17 protein-coding genes are annotated in these 17331 nt (G+C 64.6%); 12 read left to right on the forward strand and 5 right to left on the reverse strand.

Annotated features, from left to right (window positions below; translation table 11 throughout):
* Positions 1 to 12: 12 nt before the first annotated feature.
* Together AAC691_RS11875 and AAC691_RS11880 are read right to left on the reverse strand one after the other, a co-directional pair.
* Complete coding sequence (locus AAC691_RS11875; protein WP_342627037.1) at positions 13 to 1317, reverse strand: MFS transporter; 1305 nt, start codon at positions 1315 to 1317, stop codon at positions 13 to 15.
* 119 nt (positions 1318 to 1436) lie between these two features.
* Entirely contained in the window at positions 1437 to 3800 is a 2364-nt protein-coding gene (locus AAC691_RS11880; RefSeq protein WP_342627038.1) for a TonB-dependent receptor domain-containing protein, read from the reverse strand.
* Positions 3801 to 4047: 247 nt separating this feature from the next.
* On the opposite strand from AAC691_RS11880, the gene AAC691_RS11885 reads away from it, so the two are divergent.
* Entirely contained in the window at positions 4048 to 4983 is a 936-nt protein-coding gene (locus AAC691_RS11885) for a LysR family transcriptional regulator (RefSeq protein ID WP_342630208.1), read from the forward strand.
* A 122-nt stretch (positions 4984 to 5105) separates the two neighbouring features.
* The gene (locus AAC691_RS11890) at positions 5106 to 6050 is read left to right on the forward strand and encodes an AroM family protein (RefSeq protein WP_342627039.1); all 945 of its coding nucleotides are present in this window, start codon (positions 5106 to 5108) and stop codon (positions 6048 to 6050) included.
* Between the two features lie 46 nt (positions 6051 to 6096).
* On the opposite strand, the gene AAC691_RS11895 is transcribed toward AAC691_RS11890, so the two are convergent.
* A complete protein-coding gene (locus tag AAC691_RS11895) occupies positions 6097 to 6789 on the reverse strand; it encodes an AroM family protein (RefSeq protein WP_342627040.1) in 693 nt (230 codons plus the stop codon).
* Between the two features lie 298 nt (positions 6790 to 7087).
* Between AAC691_RS11895 and AAC691_RS11900 the strand changes: the two genes are divergently transcribed.
* Positions 7088 to 7690: a hypothetical protein gene (locus tag AAC691_RS11900; RefSeq protein ID WP_342627041.1), complete on the forward strand. Its 603-nt coding sequence runs from the start codon at positions 7088 to 7090 to the stop codon at positions 7688 to 7690.
* The gene (locus tag AAC691_RS11905) at positions 7650 to 7880 is read left to right on the forward strand and encodes a hypothetical protein (RefSeq protein WP_323989641.1); all 231 of its coding nucleotides are present in this window, start codon (positions 7650 to 7652) and stop codon (positions 7878 to 7880) included. The genes AAC691_RS11900 and AAC691_RS11905 overlap by 41 nt, the downstream gene beginning before the upstream one ends.
* A 74-nt stretch (positions 7881 to 7954) precedes the next feature.
* Here AAC691_RS11905 and AAC691_RS11910 read toward each other — a convergent pair whose 3' ends face one another.
* Positions 7955 to 8830, reverse strand: coding sequence for a D-amino-acid transaminase (locus tag AAC691_RS11910; RefSeq protein WP_342627042.1), 876 nt, complete (start codon positions 8828 to 8830; stop codon positions 7955 to 7957).
* Positions 8831 to 8919: 89 nt separating this feature from the next.
* Positions 8920 to 9852, reverse strand: coding sequence for a LysR family transcriptional regulator (locus AAC691_RS11915; RefSeq protein ID WP_342627043.1), 933 nt, complete (start codon positions 9850 to 9852; stop codon positions 8920 to 8922).
* Between the two features lie 143 nt (positions 9853 to 9995).
* Here AAC691_RS11915 and AAC691_RS11920 point away from each other — a divergent pair, with 143 nt between their 5' ends.
* From AAC691_RS11920 to AAC691_RS11955, 8 genes are read left to right on the forward strand one after another with little or no spacing between them, the layout of a single operon-like run.
* A complete protein-coding gene (locus tag AAC691_RS11920; RefSeq protein WP_176639209.1) occupies positions 9996 to 10949 on the forward strand; it encodes an N-carbamoyl-D-amino-acid hydrolase in 954 nt (317 codons plus the stop codon).
* The gene (locus AAC691_RS11925) at positions 10949 to 11797 is read left to right on the forward strand and encodes an ABC transporter substrate-binding protein (protein WP_342627044.1); all 849 of its coding nucleotides are present in this window, start codon (positions 10949 to 10951) and stop codon (positions 11795 to 11797) included. Before AAC691_RS11920 ends, AAC691_RS11925 begins: the two co-directional genes overlap by 1 nt.
* Positions 11794 to 12645, forward strand: a complete 852-nt coding sequence (locus AAC691_RS11930; protein WP_342627045.1) for an amino acid ABC transporter permease — start codon at positions 11794 to 11796, stop codon at positions 12643 to 12645. The genes AAC691_RS11925 and AAC691_RS11930 overlap by 4 nt, the downstream gene beginning before the upstream one ends.
* Entirely contained in the window at positions 12645 to 13445 is an 801-nt protein-coding gene (locus AAC691_RS11935; RefSeq protein WP_342627046.1) for an amino acid ABC transporter ATP-binding protein, read from the forward strand. Before AAC691_RS11930 ends, AAC691_RS11935 begins: the two co-directional genes overlap by 1 nt.
* Complete coding sequence (locus AAC691_RS11940) at positions 13442 to 14320, forward strand: polysaccharide deacetylase (protein WP_176641001.1); 879 nt, start codon at positions 13442 to 13444, stop codon at positions 14318 to 14320. The genes AAC691_RS11935 and AAC691_RS11940 overlap by 4 nt, the downstream gene beginning before the upstream one ends.
* Positions 14320 to 15780, forward strand: a complete 1461-nt coding sequence (locus AAC691_RS11945) for an amidohydrolase family protein (RefSeq protein ID WP_342627047.1) — start codon at positions 14320 to 14322, stop codon at positions 15778 to 15780. The genes AAC691_RS11940 and AAC691_RS11945 overlap by 1 nt, the downstream gene beginning before the upstream one ends.
* Positions 15777 to 16601 (forward strand): ABC transporter substrate-binding protein, encoded by an 825-nt coding sequence (locus tag AAC691_RS11950; protein WP_323989629.1) that lies wholly within the window; start codon positions 15777 to 15779, stop codon positions 16599 to 16601. Before AAC691_RS11945 ends, AAC691_RS11950 begins: the two co-directional genes overlap by 4 nt.
* Complete coding sequence (locus tag AAC691_RS11955; protein ID WP_342627048.1) at positions 16589 to 17251, forward strand: aspartate/glutamate racemase family protein; 663 nt, start codon at positions 16589 to 16591, stop codon at positions 17249 to 17251. The genes AAC691_RS11950 and AAC691_RS11955 overlap by 13 nt, the downstream gene beginning before the upstream one ends.
* The last annotated feature ends 80 nt before the right edge of the window (positions 17252 to 17331 follow it).

Consider the following 17331-nt stretch of genomic DNA (forward strand, 5'->3'; position numbering starts at 1 on the left):
GGATGGGGTCGGTTACAGTTCGACTGCGAGCGGCACGGGATCGGGACGGGCGGACCGCGTGCCATGCGCCACCCGCCGGTTCAGCAGCAGCAAGGCCGCGACGTAGAGCGGGCTGGCCGCGATTGCCACATAGGCGGGAACCATGACATCGCCGGTCCTAGCGATCAGCCAGGTCACGAAAGGCTGTGTCGAGCCGCCGAAGATCGACACGGCCGACGCATAGACCACGCCGAAGATGAACGCACGCCGATGGTCGGACAGGGCATTCATCATGATTTCGAAGGCCGGCCCCGTGGTCACGCCCGCGGACGCGAACATGAAGACGTTCAGCAGGACCTGGCTGGCCATTCCGGGGCAGAACACGGCGAAATGATAGAGCGGATAAGCCATGACGACATTGGCGAATCCCGTGGAGATGAGCACCCGGGCGGGCGGCCTGTGGGCCAGAAAGCGGATTCCGACACCCATGGCGCCGATGCCGGCGGCCAGGCCGAGGCACATGCCCAGCATGCCTGTACGCGGGGGCAGGTGCAGAACGGCGATCGCGTAGCTGACGCCGAACTGACGCAGGTAATTGGTGATGGTCCCGCTGGTGACCGCCAGGAACAGGAAAAGGACGATGGCGGGGTCCGTTCGTCGCTCGTCGATTGCCGATCCGGCCGGGCGAGCGGAAGAAGCGGCCATGGGCGGCAAGGCGCGGCGGAAGAAAAATCCGATGGGTACGATCGCCAATCCCAGGGCAAAGGGTACCCGCCACCCCCAGTCGTAGAGTTGCTGGTGCGACAGGGTCAGCGAAAGGATCAGGCCAAGCAGGACCGCGGCAAGGGAGGCAAGGAGCTGGGTGACATATTGCATGGAGGCCAGGGCGCTGGCCTGTCGTCCGCTGCCGAGCGAAAACAGCAGATCCGTTGCCGGACCGACTTCTCCTCCTTCGGAAAAGCCCTGTAGAAGACGGGAGACCAGGATCAAAGCCGGCGCCATGATTCCGGCCGACCGATAGGTTGGCGTGAAGACCAGCAGCACCGATCCCAGCGCCATGAGGAGAAAGGACAGCATCAGCGATCGCCCCAGACCCGCACGGTCCGTATAGAGGCCGATCACGCACGCGCCGAGCGGCCGCATGATAAAGCCGGCCGCAAATGTCACGAGGGCCAGGAGCAGCGCCATAAGATGGCCGCCGGCGGGAAAGAAGGCCTGGCCGATCATCGGCGCGAAGAAGGCATAAGCCATGAAGTTGTAGAATTCGAGGAAGTTCCCGACACAGCCGGCGGCAATGTGCTTCGCCCTTGTGCCGGAGACGGACAGGCGTGGTTTCATGTCGGCCTCCGTGATCTGGGATCCTGGTCTGGGGTCTGGCGGCATCTTGCCGAGCTGGAGAATCGTCGCGCCTTCCGGAATATGTGCCGTGGGGAAGGACGCATGAAAAATCCGATCGTTCAGAAATTCAGGCTGAATCTTCCGCCGATGAAGCGCGGCGGACCGGGAATCCAGAAATAGGTCGTCGTGGCCTGGCCACCCGCAACGAAATACTGACGGTTCAGCAGGTTGGAGGCGTAGATCGTCGCCGACCAGCGATCGGAAACGGGGCGGAACGTCATGTGGGCGCCCATCAGGAAATAGGATGGCAGGCGATAGGCCCCAAGTCCGCCGGCGATCAGCGCCTGCGAGTCGCGGTACATCCAATCCAGGCCGGTTTCGAGTTCGTACGCATGAAACGGGTTTATGCGATAATCCGCGCTGCCGTTCAAAGTCAGTTTGGGAATACCGGAATCGACCCCGTCGAAATCCGTATAGACGGCCTGCCACACGCCGTGCGTCGTGTAGTAGGCGTTGGTCGCCGAGGAATTGAGCGCCTGGAATTTCTGATATTTTCCGCGTTCGTACCCCAGATTCTGCGTCAGGTACACATGCGGCAGGGGATGCAGCTCGGCGCTGAATTCGATACCCCATATTTCAGATTTCGGAATGTTGACGAACATTCCCAACGGGCCATAGCTCGGCACCAGGTACGAGCTGATATATTGCTGACCGTGATAGTCGTAATAAAATGCGGCGGCGTTCAGACGAAACATGTTGGGAACCAGGTCGCTTTTGAACCCTGCCTCGTAAGCGAGGACGCTTTCGGGTCCGAAGGGCGTCAACTGCGCCTGAACGACCGTATTGTTGCCGGTAAAGCCGCCGGGCTTGAATCCTTTGCTCATCTTGTAATACAGGAGAAGCGTCCGCGTTGCCTGCCACTGGACACCGACTGTACCGGTAAACTGATTTGCGGCGGCCCCTTCATTGTGGAAATTCAGGTCGTTGACCCCGAAATGCACCGTGCGCAGGCCGATCAGTTGACGATCGTCGGCTTCGTGATTGATGCCGCCGAAGACCGTCACCCGATAAGGCAACCTGTAGGAGATATGCGCATATTGCGTAAATGTCTGTTGGCTCTGGTTGAATGACGTCTCGGACAGATAACCGCGCAGCGGCTTGTAATCGGTGAAATCGAAATAGAATTGCTGCAACATGCGTACGCGATTGTAATACATGCCGGCCACCCACTGCAAAGGCTTCTGGCGATCGCGGGATTTCAGGCTCAGTTCCTGCGAGAACGCGTTCGCGACGATATTGCGGTATTGATCTCCTGACGCGTAGATTGTGCCGTCCTGATCGGTATATTCGCCCTCGCGCTCGGTTTCGTAGGCACTGGTGCTTTGCAGCGTGCCGAAACCAAGATCGCGCGAAATCTTGAGGTCCGCGCCCCAGAATGTATTATGCTCGGAGGGCATCGTGTCGGGCGAGCGGCCGATCAACCTGGCGAATCGAGGCCGGAGGTCCCAGTCTGCCTGCTGGTATCCCAATGTCGGAATATGCTGTACGGCCGGTAGAAAATTGACGACCGGCTTGCCGACGACCACACCGGAATTGTCCTGTACCCAATGCCCGGTCAACAGGACATCCGTCTTCTCATCGGGGTGCCAGCGCAGCTTGGCGCGCAATGCGCCCTCGTCCGCGTTGCCGAGATGGGTATCGTTTGCCGGACTGGTCTGCCAGCCGCCGCCATGCATGGTCTGGCCGGCGATGCGAAATGACACCGTATCCGCCAGAGGACCGGATACGTACAGATCCGTGCGGCTTCTGGCGTAACTGGCGATGTCCTGTGTCACGCCACCATGCCAGGTCGCTGTCGGGTCCGCGGTGTGGATATCGACCTCACCCCCGGAATCCGCCAGTCCGTGCGTCGTGCCTGTCGGCCCCGGCTGGATATCCACCCCTTCCACGTCGAACATCATGCCTGCGGCCATGGTACTCAGTGGGAAGGCGACGCCATCGATATAGGTCATGACCGACGAGGTATTATTCTGCGTATAGTCGTTGAAGCCGATTCCCCGGATGAAGAAATTCGTGCTGGCTGTTCCCATCAGGCTTTGGATCGTGACGTTCGGCGCCAGATTCTGCAGGTCGGTCAGTCCGACGACCCCCTTTCGAACGAGAGTTTCGGCGGTAATGCGCGTCGTGGAATCCGCGATATGCTGAGCAGCGGCGAAATGGAAGGCCCGTCGGGCCCCATTGACCATGACGGCCTCGGCATTGGCGGGAATGACGGGGTGCGCACGCGTCGATGTCGATGCCGGCGCCGGTGCGGCCGGCCGGTTCGCGGGATGGAGCCGATGGCGCGGCGTGGCGGCGCGCAGGGAATGCGTCAGGCCGGTGCTTGCCAGCATGCCGAGGAGGAGCACCGTACCGGCCGGCCTTGCACGGCGCATCATGCAGGCAAGAGCAGAGACGCCACGATGCCGGACGGAAACGATCATGTGCGGTTTTCCGATAATGCATTGAGCCGAGAGCGCATGTTTCCGCGCCGGGAATGACAGGCGGCCTATCGCTCTCGTCTGCCCGTTTCTGCCGCTGGTCAACATGGTGTCATGCCGGAGCGCGCCTTATGTCATCGTGCCTGCAGGGAACTATGTGCAATCGCCAACCATTTCCGAAGCGAAATTAGGTTGCACCGCGTCAACCAAATGGTTGATCCATGTCAGGAGACGTGACAAAATTATGTCCATGTCGCGAGGTCGGTGCCGCCCGGATATCAGACGTCTTCTGAAGCTTCGGCATTTCAGGATGGTCGAGGTTCTGGACAGCACACGCAGCATGCGAGAGGCCGCGGCGCGGCTTGGCATCTCGACAGCCGCCGTATCCAAATCCTGTATCGAAATCGAGACGATCATCGGCGCCAGACTGTTCGAGCGCGTAGGCGGCCGTCTGGAGCCGACCCATCTGTGCCATCGGGTCCTGACGGCGGCGCGACGTGTTGACGCCGAATTGATCGCGTTAAACACCGACCTGCAGTATCTGGACAAGAGCCTGCGCGGGAAAGTCACCATCGGCTATCAGGCGCCGGCGTTGCATGCCTGTCTTCCGACATGGTGTTCGATCATCACGCAGGCCCATCCCTATCTGGCCCTGAGATGCGAATACGGGATGAGGCGCCACCTGCTCATGGGACTGGAGGCGAATAAATTCGACCTTATCCTGGCGGATCTGCATGGTATCGAATCCTGGCCGCGGCTTGCCAGCCAGGTGCTGGCTGTCGAATGGTGCGCAGTCAGTACCTGCGACCGGGATATGTGCTTTTCGGAGGTCCTGGATAACTGGAAGATCTATCAGGACCGGCTGTGGATGCTGCCGGTGCCGGGAATGGCGATGCGCGAGCGGTTCGATTCGACCCTGAGGGCGCGTGGCTTGAAACCTCCGGAGAGAATCATGGAAATAAACTCTCCCATTTATACCCGACAGATCCAAATGGCGACGGATGCGTTGGTCCTTTCGCCGCTTTCGATGCTGGAGCGACCCCATGAATTGAGATTCGACCGGTCCGGCACGGCGTCGGAAATCGTCATGGAATTGGGCGTGGTCTGGGCGCGCGACAAACGCGTGACGCCGCCCGTGCAATTTGTCCTTGATACGATCCTTAGGAATGCGCCCAGGCGAGCATAAATCAGCCACATGGATTTGAGAGCGCATTGGGGACCGGATGGGTCGTTTCACGACGAAGTTGAGGTGCGGGGAATGGGCGCCTCCTATACGGGTGAAGCTGTAGACCCTGAGGAGCCATCGTCATGCCGTATCGTCCCCGGTGCGCCTTCGTAACCATCGGCCAGACCCCGCGGACCGATATCCTGGACGAGGTGCTGCGGATGGCGCAGGCGGCGGATCTGGATTTCGACGAATATGGAGCGATGAACGGCCTGGACGAGACCGATATCGGTGCGCAACGGCCCAGGGAGGGCGAACGTGGTTTTTACACCCGCCTGGCCCATGGCGGCTTCGTCTCGGTGCGTGCGAGCTTTATCGAACAGCGGTTGCGCCGCCTGATCGAAATGGTCGATCGACGCGACTATGACCTGATTGTCATGCTGAGCACGGGGATTTTCGAAACATGGGACACGCGGGCACGGCTGATCCATAGTCAGAAACTGACGGACCTGTGGATCAATGCGCTGATTGCGGGACCGGGGCCGATCGGCATCATGTACCATCTGCCGACCGCTTTCGATTCCAATTTGGCGGTCAATACGGCCCTGGTGCAGACCACGCGGATGGTCAAGGTGGCTGGAGAATCGCCGTCGTTGGACGAGGCGGCCCGCCTGCTGCGCGATACGGATATCATCGTGATGCATTCGCTGGGATATAGCGATGCCCACGCGGTCATGCTGGCCGGATTGGTGGAGCGCCCGGTCGTGTCCGTTCGCCGATTGGTCGCCGGCGCGTTACGGACCGCGCTGGATGAACTGCACCACGATGCACGGCATCCGCCGGCGGGCGATCGTCAGGCTGGACCCGACGTTCTGGACAAATTGCCCGATTCAGCCGAACCCTTGACGCCACGTGAGCAGGACGTCCTGCGCGCCGCGTTGACGGGGCTGTCAAACAAGGAAATCGGCCGGAATCTGGCCATCAGCCACCGGACCGTGGAAATTCACCGAGCGCGCGCACTGGCCAAGATGCAGGTATCCTCGACGACGGAATTATTGCCCCGCGCGCTGGTAAAGCATGGCGGATAGACGACGATATCCGTCACCTTGCGGCCATCCCGGCGGCCAGAGGACGTCATGAACCAGGGTTCTCCTGGACGATCAGATCGATTGCCGCGGCGATCACGCGCCGGGGTATAAGGACCGGACATTTGTACCGATGCTGCAGCATCATGCGGATTTCTTCGGAGAAACCCACGCAGTGCATGACGATCAAATCGACGCCGAGCAGCACGGCGTCCAGTCTTTCCGTCCAACCGGGGTCTTCTTGAGCGTAGGTGTACGGCGAAAGCCAGGATGTGACCGTCTCGAGCCCTTCATAGGATCGGTGCGTGACGGCCTGGCAGGTGGGAAAAATAACCGCGACCCGGCATAGGCCGGTCAGCAGGCCGACGGCGGAAGCATCCATGAGGCGTTGAGGTTCGATGAACGGCGTGCGGAGATTCAACGCGCGCAATTCCGGAATATGGCAGGTACAAAGTGGAACGACCAGATCAAAACCCTGGCGGTCGATCGCCTCCAGCATATCGAGCAGGCAGAGGGTGGTCAGGGCCTTGTCCAGATATATTTCATGACCCGAGCGCAGGCGCGATACCAGCCTTGGCGCGGCAGGCCCGGGCGCCATCGCCGCGAGCGCGGCCTGATCCAGATTATCCAGCACGCCGAACTGGGTCGCGCGGATCGGGGTGCGCGCACGGTCCAGGATAGAGGGCACGATGTCGTCGCGCGGCGATTGGCCGATCGTGACAAAGGCGACTTCCGTCGGCATATGACCCCCGATTTGGCGCGATATCGCAGTCTGCAATATCATCGCCGTTGCGACGCACGCCATAAGGGAGACTACGTACCGGCCGGTGCCGTTTCCCTGCGGCGCAGTTCCATGCCGCCAAGCGGTCCGGCCAGGGCTGGGGCACACGGATTTCAACGATCCGACGCAGGCCCTGAACAATTACTGGAAGGACAATTGACGACCACTGGAACCAGGTCTTCCTGTCCGCGCCGGTGCATGCCGTCCTGACCCGCCGGCTGAGCTTCGACCTGACGCCGTACCTGTCCTTCGGCCAGGGGTGGGACCGCTGGGCGCGACCGGCGGGTTCCTGGCCCCGGCGAACATTTATTTCCACGCCGACGGCACGCCGGTTCCGGCCGGGCAGCAGATGACGCCCTATTTCCAGGCGAACGAGTCCCGCCAGGTCGGCGCGACCGCCAGCCTGAACTATGGCCTGGACCAGCATAACCAGCTTCGGCTGGGCTACTGGTACGAAAACAATATCCTGAATTTCGCGCTGCCGACCAGCGTGACGATGGCGGACGGCACCAATCCAAGCCCGAACTGGGCGGCGTACCAGGCCTTCGTGGTGAACGGTGCCACGGGAAAGCTGGCGCACAGCACGATCGGAAGCGACAGCGGCTATGAGCTGCACAGCCTGTTCCTGCAGGATACCACGAAATATCTGAATGACAGGCTGACCGTCACGGGTGGCTTCAAGTTCGTCATGACGAATTACTGGGACAAGGTCGCGATCCAGAGCAACCATTTCGTCACCGGCGAGATATCTGCACGCAACGCAGGATTCGAACATTCCGTATGGCGATTCCTTCCTGCCGACCAAAGGCAAGGACGCGGTCATGGCGCCGCACGTCATGGCGAATTTCGGCCTGACCTATGACGATTCGCATTTCTTCGGCTTCACCAACCTGACCGGCGCGATGGTGCGTACGATGCCCAACGGCATCACGACCAACCTGCATCCCGTCACGCTGATCGACGGCGAGGCCGGACCGGGCGCCACGGGGGGCACCCAGTTCTACACGATGCCGCGCTTTACCATGACCGGCACGATCTCGACGACCTTCTGAGACGGATCGGCATGGCCGGAGGCGGCGCGGGTGCGCGCCGCCTCCGGAGCACGGCGCGGAAATCCGGTTCCGCTTCAGAAATCCTGGGGATTTTCCAGGACATGCTGCATATACTGGTCGTAAAGAGACCTGAAGACCGGGCCGGGCCGGCCGTTCGCCACGGGCCGGCCATCGATGCGCGTGACCGGAATCGCGATCGTCGACGCGCTGGTATAGAACGCTTCCGCCGCCCCCAGCGCCTCGTCGCGCGTGAAAGGCCGTTCGGCGAGGGCGAGACCGGCCTGGTCGGCGATCCGCATGATCGTCCGCCGCGTGACGCCGGGCAGAATGGCGGGCGACAGGGTGCGGGTCACGAGCCTGCCGTCCGGAGTCACGATGAAGGCGGTCGACGAGGCGCCTTCGGTGATATGGCCGTCGCGGGTCATCCAGACCTCGTTGGCATTTGCCTGGGCGGCCGCGCGTTTGGCAAGGACCTGCGCGAGCAGGGACGTCGACTTGATGTCGCACCGTGCCCAGCGCTGGTCCGGCAGCGTGATGACGGCCGCGCCCTTTTCGATCAGCGGATTATGCTGAACGCGCCTGTTCTGCGCGAACAGCACGACGCTGGGCGCCAGGTCGGGCGGAAACAGGAAGTCGCGCTCGGCCACGCCGCGTGTGACCTGGATATAGATCAGGCCGTTATCGAGCGCATTGCGGCGCATCAGTTCGCATTCGATGCCGATCCATTCTGCGCGGTCATAGGGGTTGGCGATGCCGATTTCGCGCAGGGACCGGTCGAGGCGATCCAGGTGCGGCCCGTTATCGACGAAGCGCCGTTCGATGACCGCGGTGACTTCATAGACGCCGTCGCCGAAGAGGAAGCCCCGATCCATCAGCGGAATCGTCGCGGTGTCGCGCGGCACGAACTGGCCGCGCACGAATGCGATGGGGGTTTCCGGGGCTGAAGCCATATCTCTGTCCATCCGATCGAAGGCCGTGAAAGCGACCGCGCAGGTCTAAAGTCGCGCCTGGCGGAAATCACGCGCGATCTTCGCGCCGGCTATTCAGGGTGCTTATAGGCGGCGGCTGCGCCGGACGGGGACGCCCTGAGCGGCACGTGCCGGACGACGTCGCGCACGCGGTCCAGAAAGAACCAGGACAGGCGGGAGAGCGCGCGGTTTTCCGCCCAGACGACCGACGCCGCCACGGGGGTTTCGGGCAGGAAGGCCCGGACGGCGAGCTGGAAACGGTTGGTCGCCGCCGTCAGCGGGTCCACGATCGCGACGCCGGCGCCGGCTTCGGCCAGCACGCAGGCGGTATTGCCGTAGCGGACCTCGCTGGTGAATTCGAAGGGTTCGCCGGCCTGGGCGAATGCGTCGCGCGTGGCCTCGCCGAGCTTGGTTCCGCGTTCCAGCGCGATGAAGCGATGGCGCCCGAGATCGGCAGGTGCGATGGCCGCCTGGCCGGCCAGCGGGTGGCCGGGGTGCATGACGCAGACCATCGATCCCTCGAACAGGGTCTCGGCGCTCAATCCCGGCTGGGGACTGAAGCCGAGCACGAACCCCAGTTCGGCATGGTGCGTCTCGACGCTGGCGATCACGCCCTCGTAGCGCCGCACGTCGAAATAGGTGCGGATCTTGGGGCGCAGCGCCTGGGTGTCGCGGATCGCGGCGGCCACGACGCCATAGCCCAGGGGCGGCGTCGCGACCAGGCGCAGATGGCCGGCACGGCTGTCGCGCAGGTCGCGGATGCGGCCGACGAACCTGTCATGCATCTCGAAGATGGCTTCGGCGTCCTCGGCCAGGATCTTCGCCTCGGCCGTCGGGTAGATCCGGTTGTTGACGCGCTGGAACAGGGCGAAGCCGGCCTGATCCTCCATCGTCTTGATCGCGTTGCTGACGGCGGGCTGGGACAGGCCCAGCGCCCGGGCCGCCGCCACCGTCGTGTTGTAGCGGATGATGGCCCGGAGGATCTCGATCTGCCGCAGGTTCATCCATAAATCCGATGAATAGAGGTAGGGGATTTTTTATCGTCGATATAATTGAGACCCCTGGTACAGGATGGCAATAGCTTTCGAAGCGACAACGAATGATCGTGCGACGCGCGGCGGATGCGACGATTTGCGATGAGGTGACGATGAGCCGGATGATTCGGGTGGCGGCGGCGCAGATGGGCCCGACCCAGAAGGACGATCGCCGGGCGGATACGCTGGCGCGCATGATCGCCCTGCTGGAAGAAGCCGCGCGCCTTGGCGCGACGCTGGTCGTCTTCCCCGAACTGGCCTTTACGACCTTCTTCCCGCGCTGGCTGCTGGAGGGCGAGACGCTGCTGGCCCATTACGAACGCGCGATGCCCGATACGCGGACGCGGCCCCTGTTCGACCGGGCGCGGGCGCTGGGAGTCGGGTTCTATGTGGGCTATGCCGAGCTGACGGCCGCGGGGGAGAGATTCAATACCAGCATCATCGTCACGCCGGCCGGCGAGATCCTGGGGAAATATCGGAAGATCCATCTGCCGGGATCGGTCGAGCCCCGCGCGGGCGCGCGGTTCCAGCAGCTCGAGAAGCGCTATTTCGCCTATGGCGACCTGGGCTTTCCGGCGTTCCGGGCCGGGCCGGAATGGTCGGAGGCCATCATGGGGATGCTGATCTGCAATGACCGGCGCTGGCCGGAAGCCTGGCGCAGCCTGGCGCTGCAGGGGATGGAATTGCTGTGCGTCGGGTATAATTCGGCGGCGTACGACCCGAACGGCGGAGAGACCGAGAGTGCGGCATTGCGGACCTTCCACGCGCAACTGGTCGTCCAGGCGAATGCCTATATGAATGCGTGCTGGGCGGTGGCCGTCGCCAAGGCGGGCGAGGAAGACGGGTCGGGGCTGATCGGCGGGAGTTGCATCGTCGATCCGAACGGCGTGATCGTGGCGCAGGCGCAGACACTGGCCGACGAGGTGGTCATGGCGGATTGCGACCTGGATCTGTGCGCCCAGGGCAAGAGCAAGATGTTCGATTTCGCCGCCCATCGCCGCCCGCAATGGTATGGACGGATCACCGCGCAGACCGGGGCCATCCTGCCTGAGGCCGGGATCTCCTGATGGCGGCCCGGCCGAGTCCCTGGCCGCGCGCCGGGCGCGGCGCGCTGCTGCTGGCTGCGGCCTTGCTGGGCGGCGTGCCGCGCGTGACGCGCGCCGCGCCGCCGGCGTCGGCCGGCGCGGCCGTCCTGCGCATTGCCGCCAACCCGATCTATCCGCCGCTGGAGTTCCGCGACCCGCTGACCGACAGGCTGACCGGTTTCGACATCGCGCTGGGCGAGGCGCTGGCGCAGCGCATGACCATGCGCGCGGTGTGGCAGGAGACGTCCTTTCCGCAGATGATCCCGTCGCTGCAAAGCCAGCGGACGGACATGATCCTGAGCGGCTTTTCGGACCTTCCGTCCCGCCGGGGCGCCCTGGATTTCGTGCGCTATCTGAAATCGGGCGCGCAGGTCCTGGTGCTTCGGGACGATCCGATCCACCGGCCGGAGGATTTGTGCGGGAAATATGTCGCGGCCAGCCGCGCGACGGCCTTTCCGGCGATGATCCGGGACTGGAGCCGCGTGCATTGCGCGCAGGCCGGGCACCCCGACATGGTCGTCTATCCGTCGGAGAGCGGCGCCGATGCGCGGACCCAGTTGCTGCAGGGGCGCGTGTCCGCCATGGTCCAGGGCAGCGAGACGGTGGGGTATTTCATCGACATCACGCACGGCGCGTTCCGCCGCCTGGGGACGCCGCTTTCCATGTCCTATCTGGCCATGGCGTTCGCCAAGTCGCGGCCCGACCTGCGGGAGGGGGCGCGGGCCGCGCTGGGCGCGATGATCGCCGACGGGACCTATGCCCGGCTGCTGCGCCGCTGGTCCCTGCAGGAGGACGCCATCGAGATGCCATCCGGAGATACCGCGCCATGACCATCCGAACCGATCCCGTCACGATCGCGGACGCCGCGCGCCTGGTCGGGCTGCGCCGCGTCAGGGCCGTCGCGTGGGGACATGTCGGTTCGGCGGTGCTGATCGTCGGGTTCGTGCTGTGGGTGGCGCGGGCCTTCGCGCTGGGCCAGATCGGCTGGTCCTATGTCGGGGAATTCCTTTTCGTGCCGGCGATCCTGCGCGGGGTCTGGGCGACATTGCTGATGTCGGTCTGCGCCATGGCGCTGGGCATGGCCGTGGGGCTGGTGCTGGCGGTCGGGCGGTTGTCCCCGGCCGTGGTGCCGCGCGTCGCGTCCGGTGCCTATACGTGGCTGTTCCGCGGCGTGCCGGTCATTCTGCAGCTTCTGATCTGGTTCAACCTGGCGCTGATCTTTCCGCATATCGTCCTTCCCGGCGTGCGGACAATCCGCACCGTGGACCTGATGACGCCGTTTCTGTCGGCGCTGCTGGGCCTGGGGTTGAACCAGGGGGCCTATATCGGCGAGATCCTGCGCGCCGGCCTGCAAAGCATCGACCGGGGGCAGTACGAAGCCGCCGAGATGGTGGGGATGACGCGGATGGTCGCCCTGCGCCGGATCATCCTGCCCCAGGCCCTGCGGGTCGTCATTCCGCCGCTGGGCAACGAGTTCATCAACATGATCAAGCTGACTTCGCTGGCGAGCATGATCCAGTATCCCGAAGTGCTGCATAATGCCGAGACCATCTATTATGCGAACACGCGGGTGATCGAGCTGCTGATCGTGGCGGGGTTCTGGTACCTGATGATCGTCACCGTGCTGTCGCCCCTGCAGCATATGCTCGAGCGGCGCCTGGCGAAGGGAACGCACTGATGGCGGCGGCACCCGTGATATGGATGCGCGACGTCCATAAATCCTTTGGCGGCAATGCGATCCTGCGCGGCGTTTCGCTGGAGGTCGCGCGCGGTTCGGTCGTCTGTATCCTGGGGGGATCGGGGTCCGGCAAGACCACGCTGCTGCGGTGTCTGGCGCAGCTGGAGATGCCGGAACATGGCGTGATGGCCGTGGATGGCGAGATCCTGGGCCATGTCGAGGCCAAGGGCGGGCTGCACCGGCGTTCCGCGCGGGACGTCGCGCGGCAGCGGCTGCGCACCGGCATGGTGTTCCAGCGTTTCAACCTCTTCCAGCACATGACCGCGCTTGAGAACGTCGTCGAGGGGCCCGTCACGGTGCAGAAGCGCCGCCGCGCCGCGGTCGAGGCCGAGGCGCACGCGCTGCTGCGGCAGGTGGGGCTGGCGCACCGCGCGGGCCATTATCCGGCCCAATTGTCCGGCGGGCAGCAGCAGCGCGTGGCGATCGCCCGCGCGCTGGCGCTGAGGCCGTCGGTGATGCTGTTCGACGAACCCACCAGCGCGCTCGATCCGGAATCGGTGGGCGAGGTACTGAACGTCATGCGCGCGGTCGCGGCGACGGGCGTGACGATGCTGGTCGTGACGCACGAGTTGGCCTTTGCCCGCGAGGTGGCGGACCGGGTGCTGTTCATGGATGGCGGCGTGATCGCCGAGGACGCGCCGACCGAGCTGTTTTTCAACGCGCCGCGGCAGGAGCGCACGCGCGCCTTTCTGGCCGCGGTCCTGGGCCAAGCCAGTGATCTGTCCGGAAACACGACATGACGATACGCAGCTATGACGAGGTGCCGGTACGTCCGGCGAACATGGCGGGACCGGCGCCCGAATTCCCATGGCCCGACGGCAAGCGCGCGGCGATGATGCTGTCCTTCGACATCGATGCCGAAAGTGCCGTCACCAGCAAGGACCCGGCCCATGCCGAGAAGCTGGTTTCGATGTCCTATGGCGGCTACGAAGCGCGGGTCGGGACGCCCAAAGTGCTGGAACTGCTGCGCGAACTGGGTCTGAAGGCCACCTTCTTCACCACCGGCTGGGCGGCGGACGCGCATCCGGCGATGGTCGAGGCCGTGCTGCGCGACGGGCACGAGATCGGTCATCATGGCTATCACCATCTGCTGCCGGACCCGGGGTCGCCGCATATCGAAGACGAGCTGCTGCGCGGATTCGAAGCGCTGAAGCGGGGGTTCGGCGTACGGCCCGTGGGTTATCGCGCGCCCTATGGCGAGAGCTGCGACGAACTGCGCACGGCGCTGAAGCGCGAGGGCATGCTGTATTCCAGTTCGTGGCGCGACGATGTGCGGCCCTATCGGCAGGTGCTGCCCGACGGGTCGCCGGGCGTGATCGAACTGCCGCCGACATCGAGCTATGACGACTGGATGCATGGGATGAGCACGCGGTTCGGCGCCCGCCCGATCTTTCCCAAGGAGCACGTGCTGTCGATGTGGCGCGACGAGCTTGACGAGACGCGCGCCTGGGGGGCGATGGTGGCGACGGTGCTGCACCCGCTGGTCAGCGGACGCCCGATGCGGCTGCGCCTGCTGCGGCATTTCCTGCATTATGCGATCGAATGCCGCGATGTCTGGATCGCCACCGGCGAGCAGATCGCGCGCCATTTCGAAACCTGCGAGCGCGCGGCCTGATGGCGGGGCGACCCTACCGGATCGCCGGCCTGGATTGGGCGGTGCTGTGGGATGAGGCCGCCGGTACCCATGTCTATGTCCGCGATGCAGACATCGTCATGCTGGGCGGCAGGATCCTGTTTGCCGGCAGGGCGGCCGAGCTGCCGGCCGAATACGCGTCGCTGAAGGCCGATATCGACGGAAGCGGGCTGATGGCCATGCCGGGCCTGGTCGACGTGCATTCCCATCCCGCGACCGAACCGATGAATCGCGGGCTGTTCGACGAGCTGGGCTCGCCCGGGCTCTATTACTCGTCGCTGTACGAATACATGCCGGTCTTTCGTTCGGACGCCGCCAGCAAGCCGGACTGCGCCCGCGTGGCCTATGCCGAGATGCTGCTTTCGGGGGTGACCACGGTGGTCGACCTGTCCACGCCGTGGGCCGGGTGGCTGGATGTCGCGGCCGAGAGCGGGCTGCGGGTTTGCCTGGCACCGATGTTCCGTTCGGCGTCGTGGACGACCACCAACGGCCACACGGTGACGTATTCCTGGGACGAGGCGGGCGGACGGCGCGCGCTGGCCCAGGCGCTGGACCTGATCGATGCCGCCGCCGCCCATGGCTGCGGACGCCTGACGGGCATGGTGGCCCCCGCCCAGATCGATACCTGCACGGCCGAACTGCTGCAGGATTCCTTCGCGGCCGCCGCACGGCGCGGCGTGCCCTGGCAGGTCCACGCGGCGCAATCCATCGTCGAGTTTCACGAGATCACCCGGCGGCATGGCGTGACGCCCGTGCAGTGGCTGGACAGGCTGGGCGTCCTGGCGCCGCACAGCATTGTGGGGCACGGGATCTTTCTCGACGATCATCCGTCCACGCCCTGGCATACCAAGACGGACCTGGCCGTGCTGGCCGGACGGGACGCGGCGATCGCGCATTGTCCCACCGTGTTCGCGCGGCGTGGCTATGCGCTGCGGGATTTCGGGCGATATCGTGCGGCGGGCGTGCGGATCGGGATCGGCACGGACACCTATCCGCATACCATGCTCGACGATCTGCGCCTGGCGGCCTATCTGGGCCGTATCCAGGCCGGCACGCCGGACGCGGCGTCCACGCGCGCGGTGTTCGAGGCCGCGACGGTCGCGGGCGCGGCGATGCTGGGGCGGCGCGACATCGGGCGGCTGTCGGCGCAGGGCCGCGCCGACCTGGTATTGGTCGATCTGGGGCATCCCATGATGCGCCCCGCGATCGATCCGGTACGTTCGCTGATCTTCTCCTGCGACGATCGGGCGATTCATTCGGTCTATATCGACGGACGACAGGTCGTGGCGCGCGGCAAGGTTCTGACGATGGATTACCAGGCCGCGACCGACCGGCTGGTCGCCGAGCAGGCGCGTATCGTCGGGTCGGCGGCGCAACGCGACCGGCTGGGCCGGACCGCCGACATGCTGATCCCGTCCACGTTCGCGATCCGCCAGGCGTGACGCGTGCCGAAGTCCTGCTCATGACGGTGCTGTCCGCGATGGGCATGCTGCTGTGCCTGCCCGCGCCCGTCGTGGCGCGGACGATCGCGGTGGGCCTGTACCCCAGCTATCCGCCGCTGGACATGCGCGACATGCGGACCGACGCGCTGGAAGGGTTCGATGTCGATCTCAGCGCGGCATTGCTGCAGCGGATGGGCATGGCGGGCCGCGTGGTGGAGACGTCGTTCGCGCAGTTGATTCCGTCGCTGGAAACCGGCCGTATCCAGATGTTCTTCAACGGCATGATGGATACGCCGGCGCGCCGGCAGAGCATCGCATTCGTCGATTATCTTCAGTCCGGCGTGCAGTTCCTGACCCTGAGCGACGAGCCGCATCGTCCGTCGGACCCGCAAGACATGTGCGGCCGGATGGTGGCGGCCAGCCGGATCACCAGCGAGCCCGCGCATTTGCTGCACTGGAGCGAACGCATTTGCGTGGCGCGCGGCCTGCCGCCCATCGTGCTGTTCGCCGCCGAGAATTCGGCCGACGCGCGCCTGCAACTGATGGAGGGACGCGTGGTCGCGACCCTGCAGGACAGTCTGACGACGCCCTGGATCATCGCGCGAAACCATGGGCGGTTCCGCGCATTGGGCGCGCCGTTCGACATGGCGCCGCTGGGCATCGGGCTGTCGAAGGACGATCGCGACCTGGCCTGCCGGGTACAAGGGGCCTTGAACGGCCTGCAGGCGGATGGCAGCTATCTGCGGCTGATCCGCAAATGGGGGCTGCCGCCCGAAAGCGCCCTGCCCCGCACATCCGGAGCATTGTCATGTCCCACGTAACGGCGGAGCGGCTGCTTGTCATCAATCCGAATTCCTCGGCGGTGGTGACGCGCGCGATCGATGTCGCTGTCGATCCGCTGCGCGCCAGAAGCCCGTTTGCGATCGACGTCATGGGATTGCAGGGCACGCCCGCGGGCATTGCAGTGCAGAGCGATGCCGACCGGGTGGCGCCGGACGTGCTGCATGCGATGCGCGCGCATCCGGCCCGGGGCTATGTCGTGGCCTGCTTCAGCGATCCGGGCGTGCCGGGCGCGCGTGAGGAACTGGGCGGCACTCCGGTCCGGGGCATCGGCGAAAGCGCGATCCTGCATGCCCTGATCGTGGGCGATCGCTTCGGCATCGTCGCGCTGTCGCGGAGTGCGATCCTGCGGCAACGGCGCCTGGTCCGCGTCATGGGCGTCGATGCGCGCTATGCCGGCAGCAGGGCCATCGACGCCCGCGCCGAGGAAACGACCAGCGCATTATTGCTGGACCGCATGAGCGAGGCGGCCTGCGGGCTTGTGTCCGACGGGGCCGATACGATCATCATGGGATGTGCGGGCATGGCGCATTTCCGCGAGGAGATCGAAGGACTGTGCGGCCGTCCCGTCATCGAGCCGACCCGGGCCGCCGTGGCCGCGCTGATCGGTGATTGCCTGCTGCGGAACTGACCGGGCCGAACGGGGACACAGGGTCGCCGCCGGGACATACATATCGGCACCTCCTATAAGTTTCGATGATAGGAACAGCG

The organism is Nguyenibacter vanlangensis (genome assembly GCF_038719015.1).
In the GTDB taxonomy this organism is placed as follows: Bacteria; Pseudomonadota; Alphaproteobacteria; order Acetobacterales; family Acetobacteraceae; genus Gluconacetobacter; species Gluconacetobacter vanlangensis.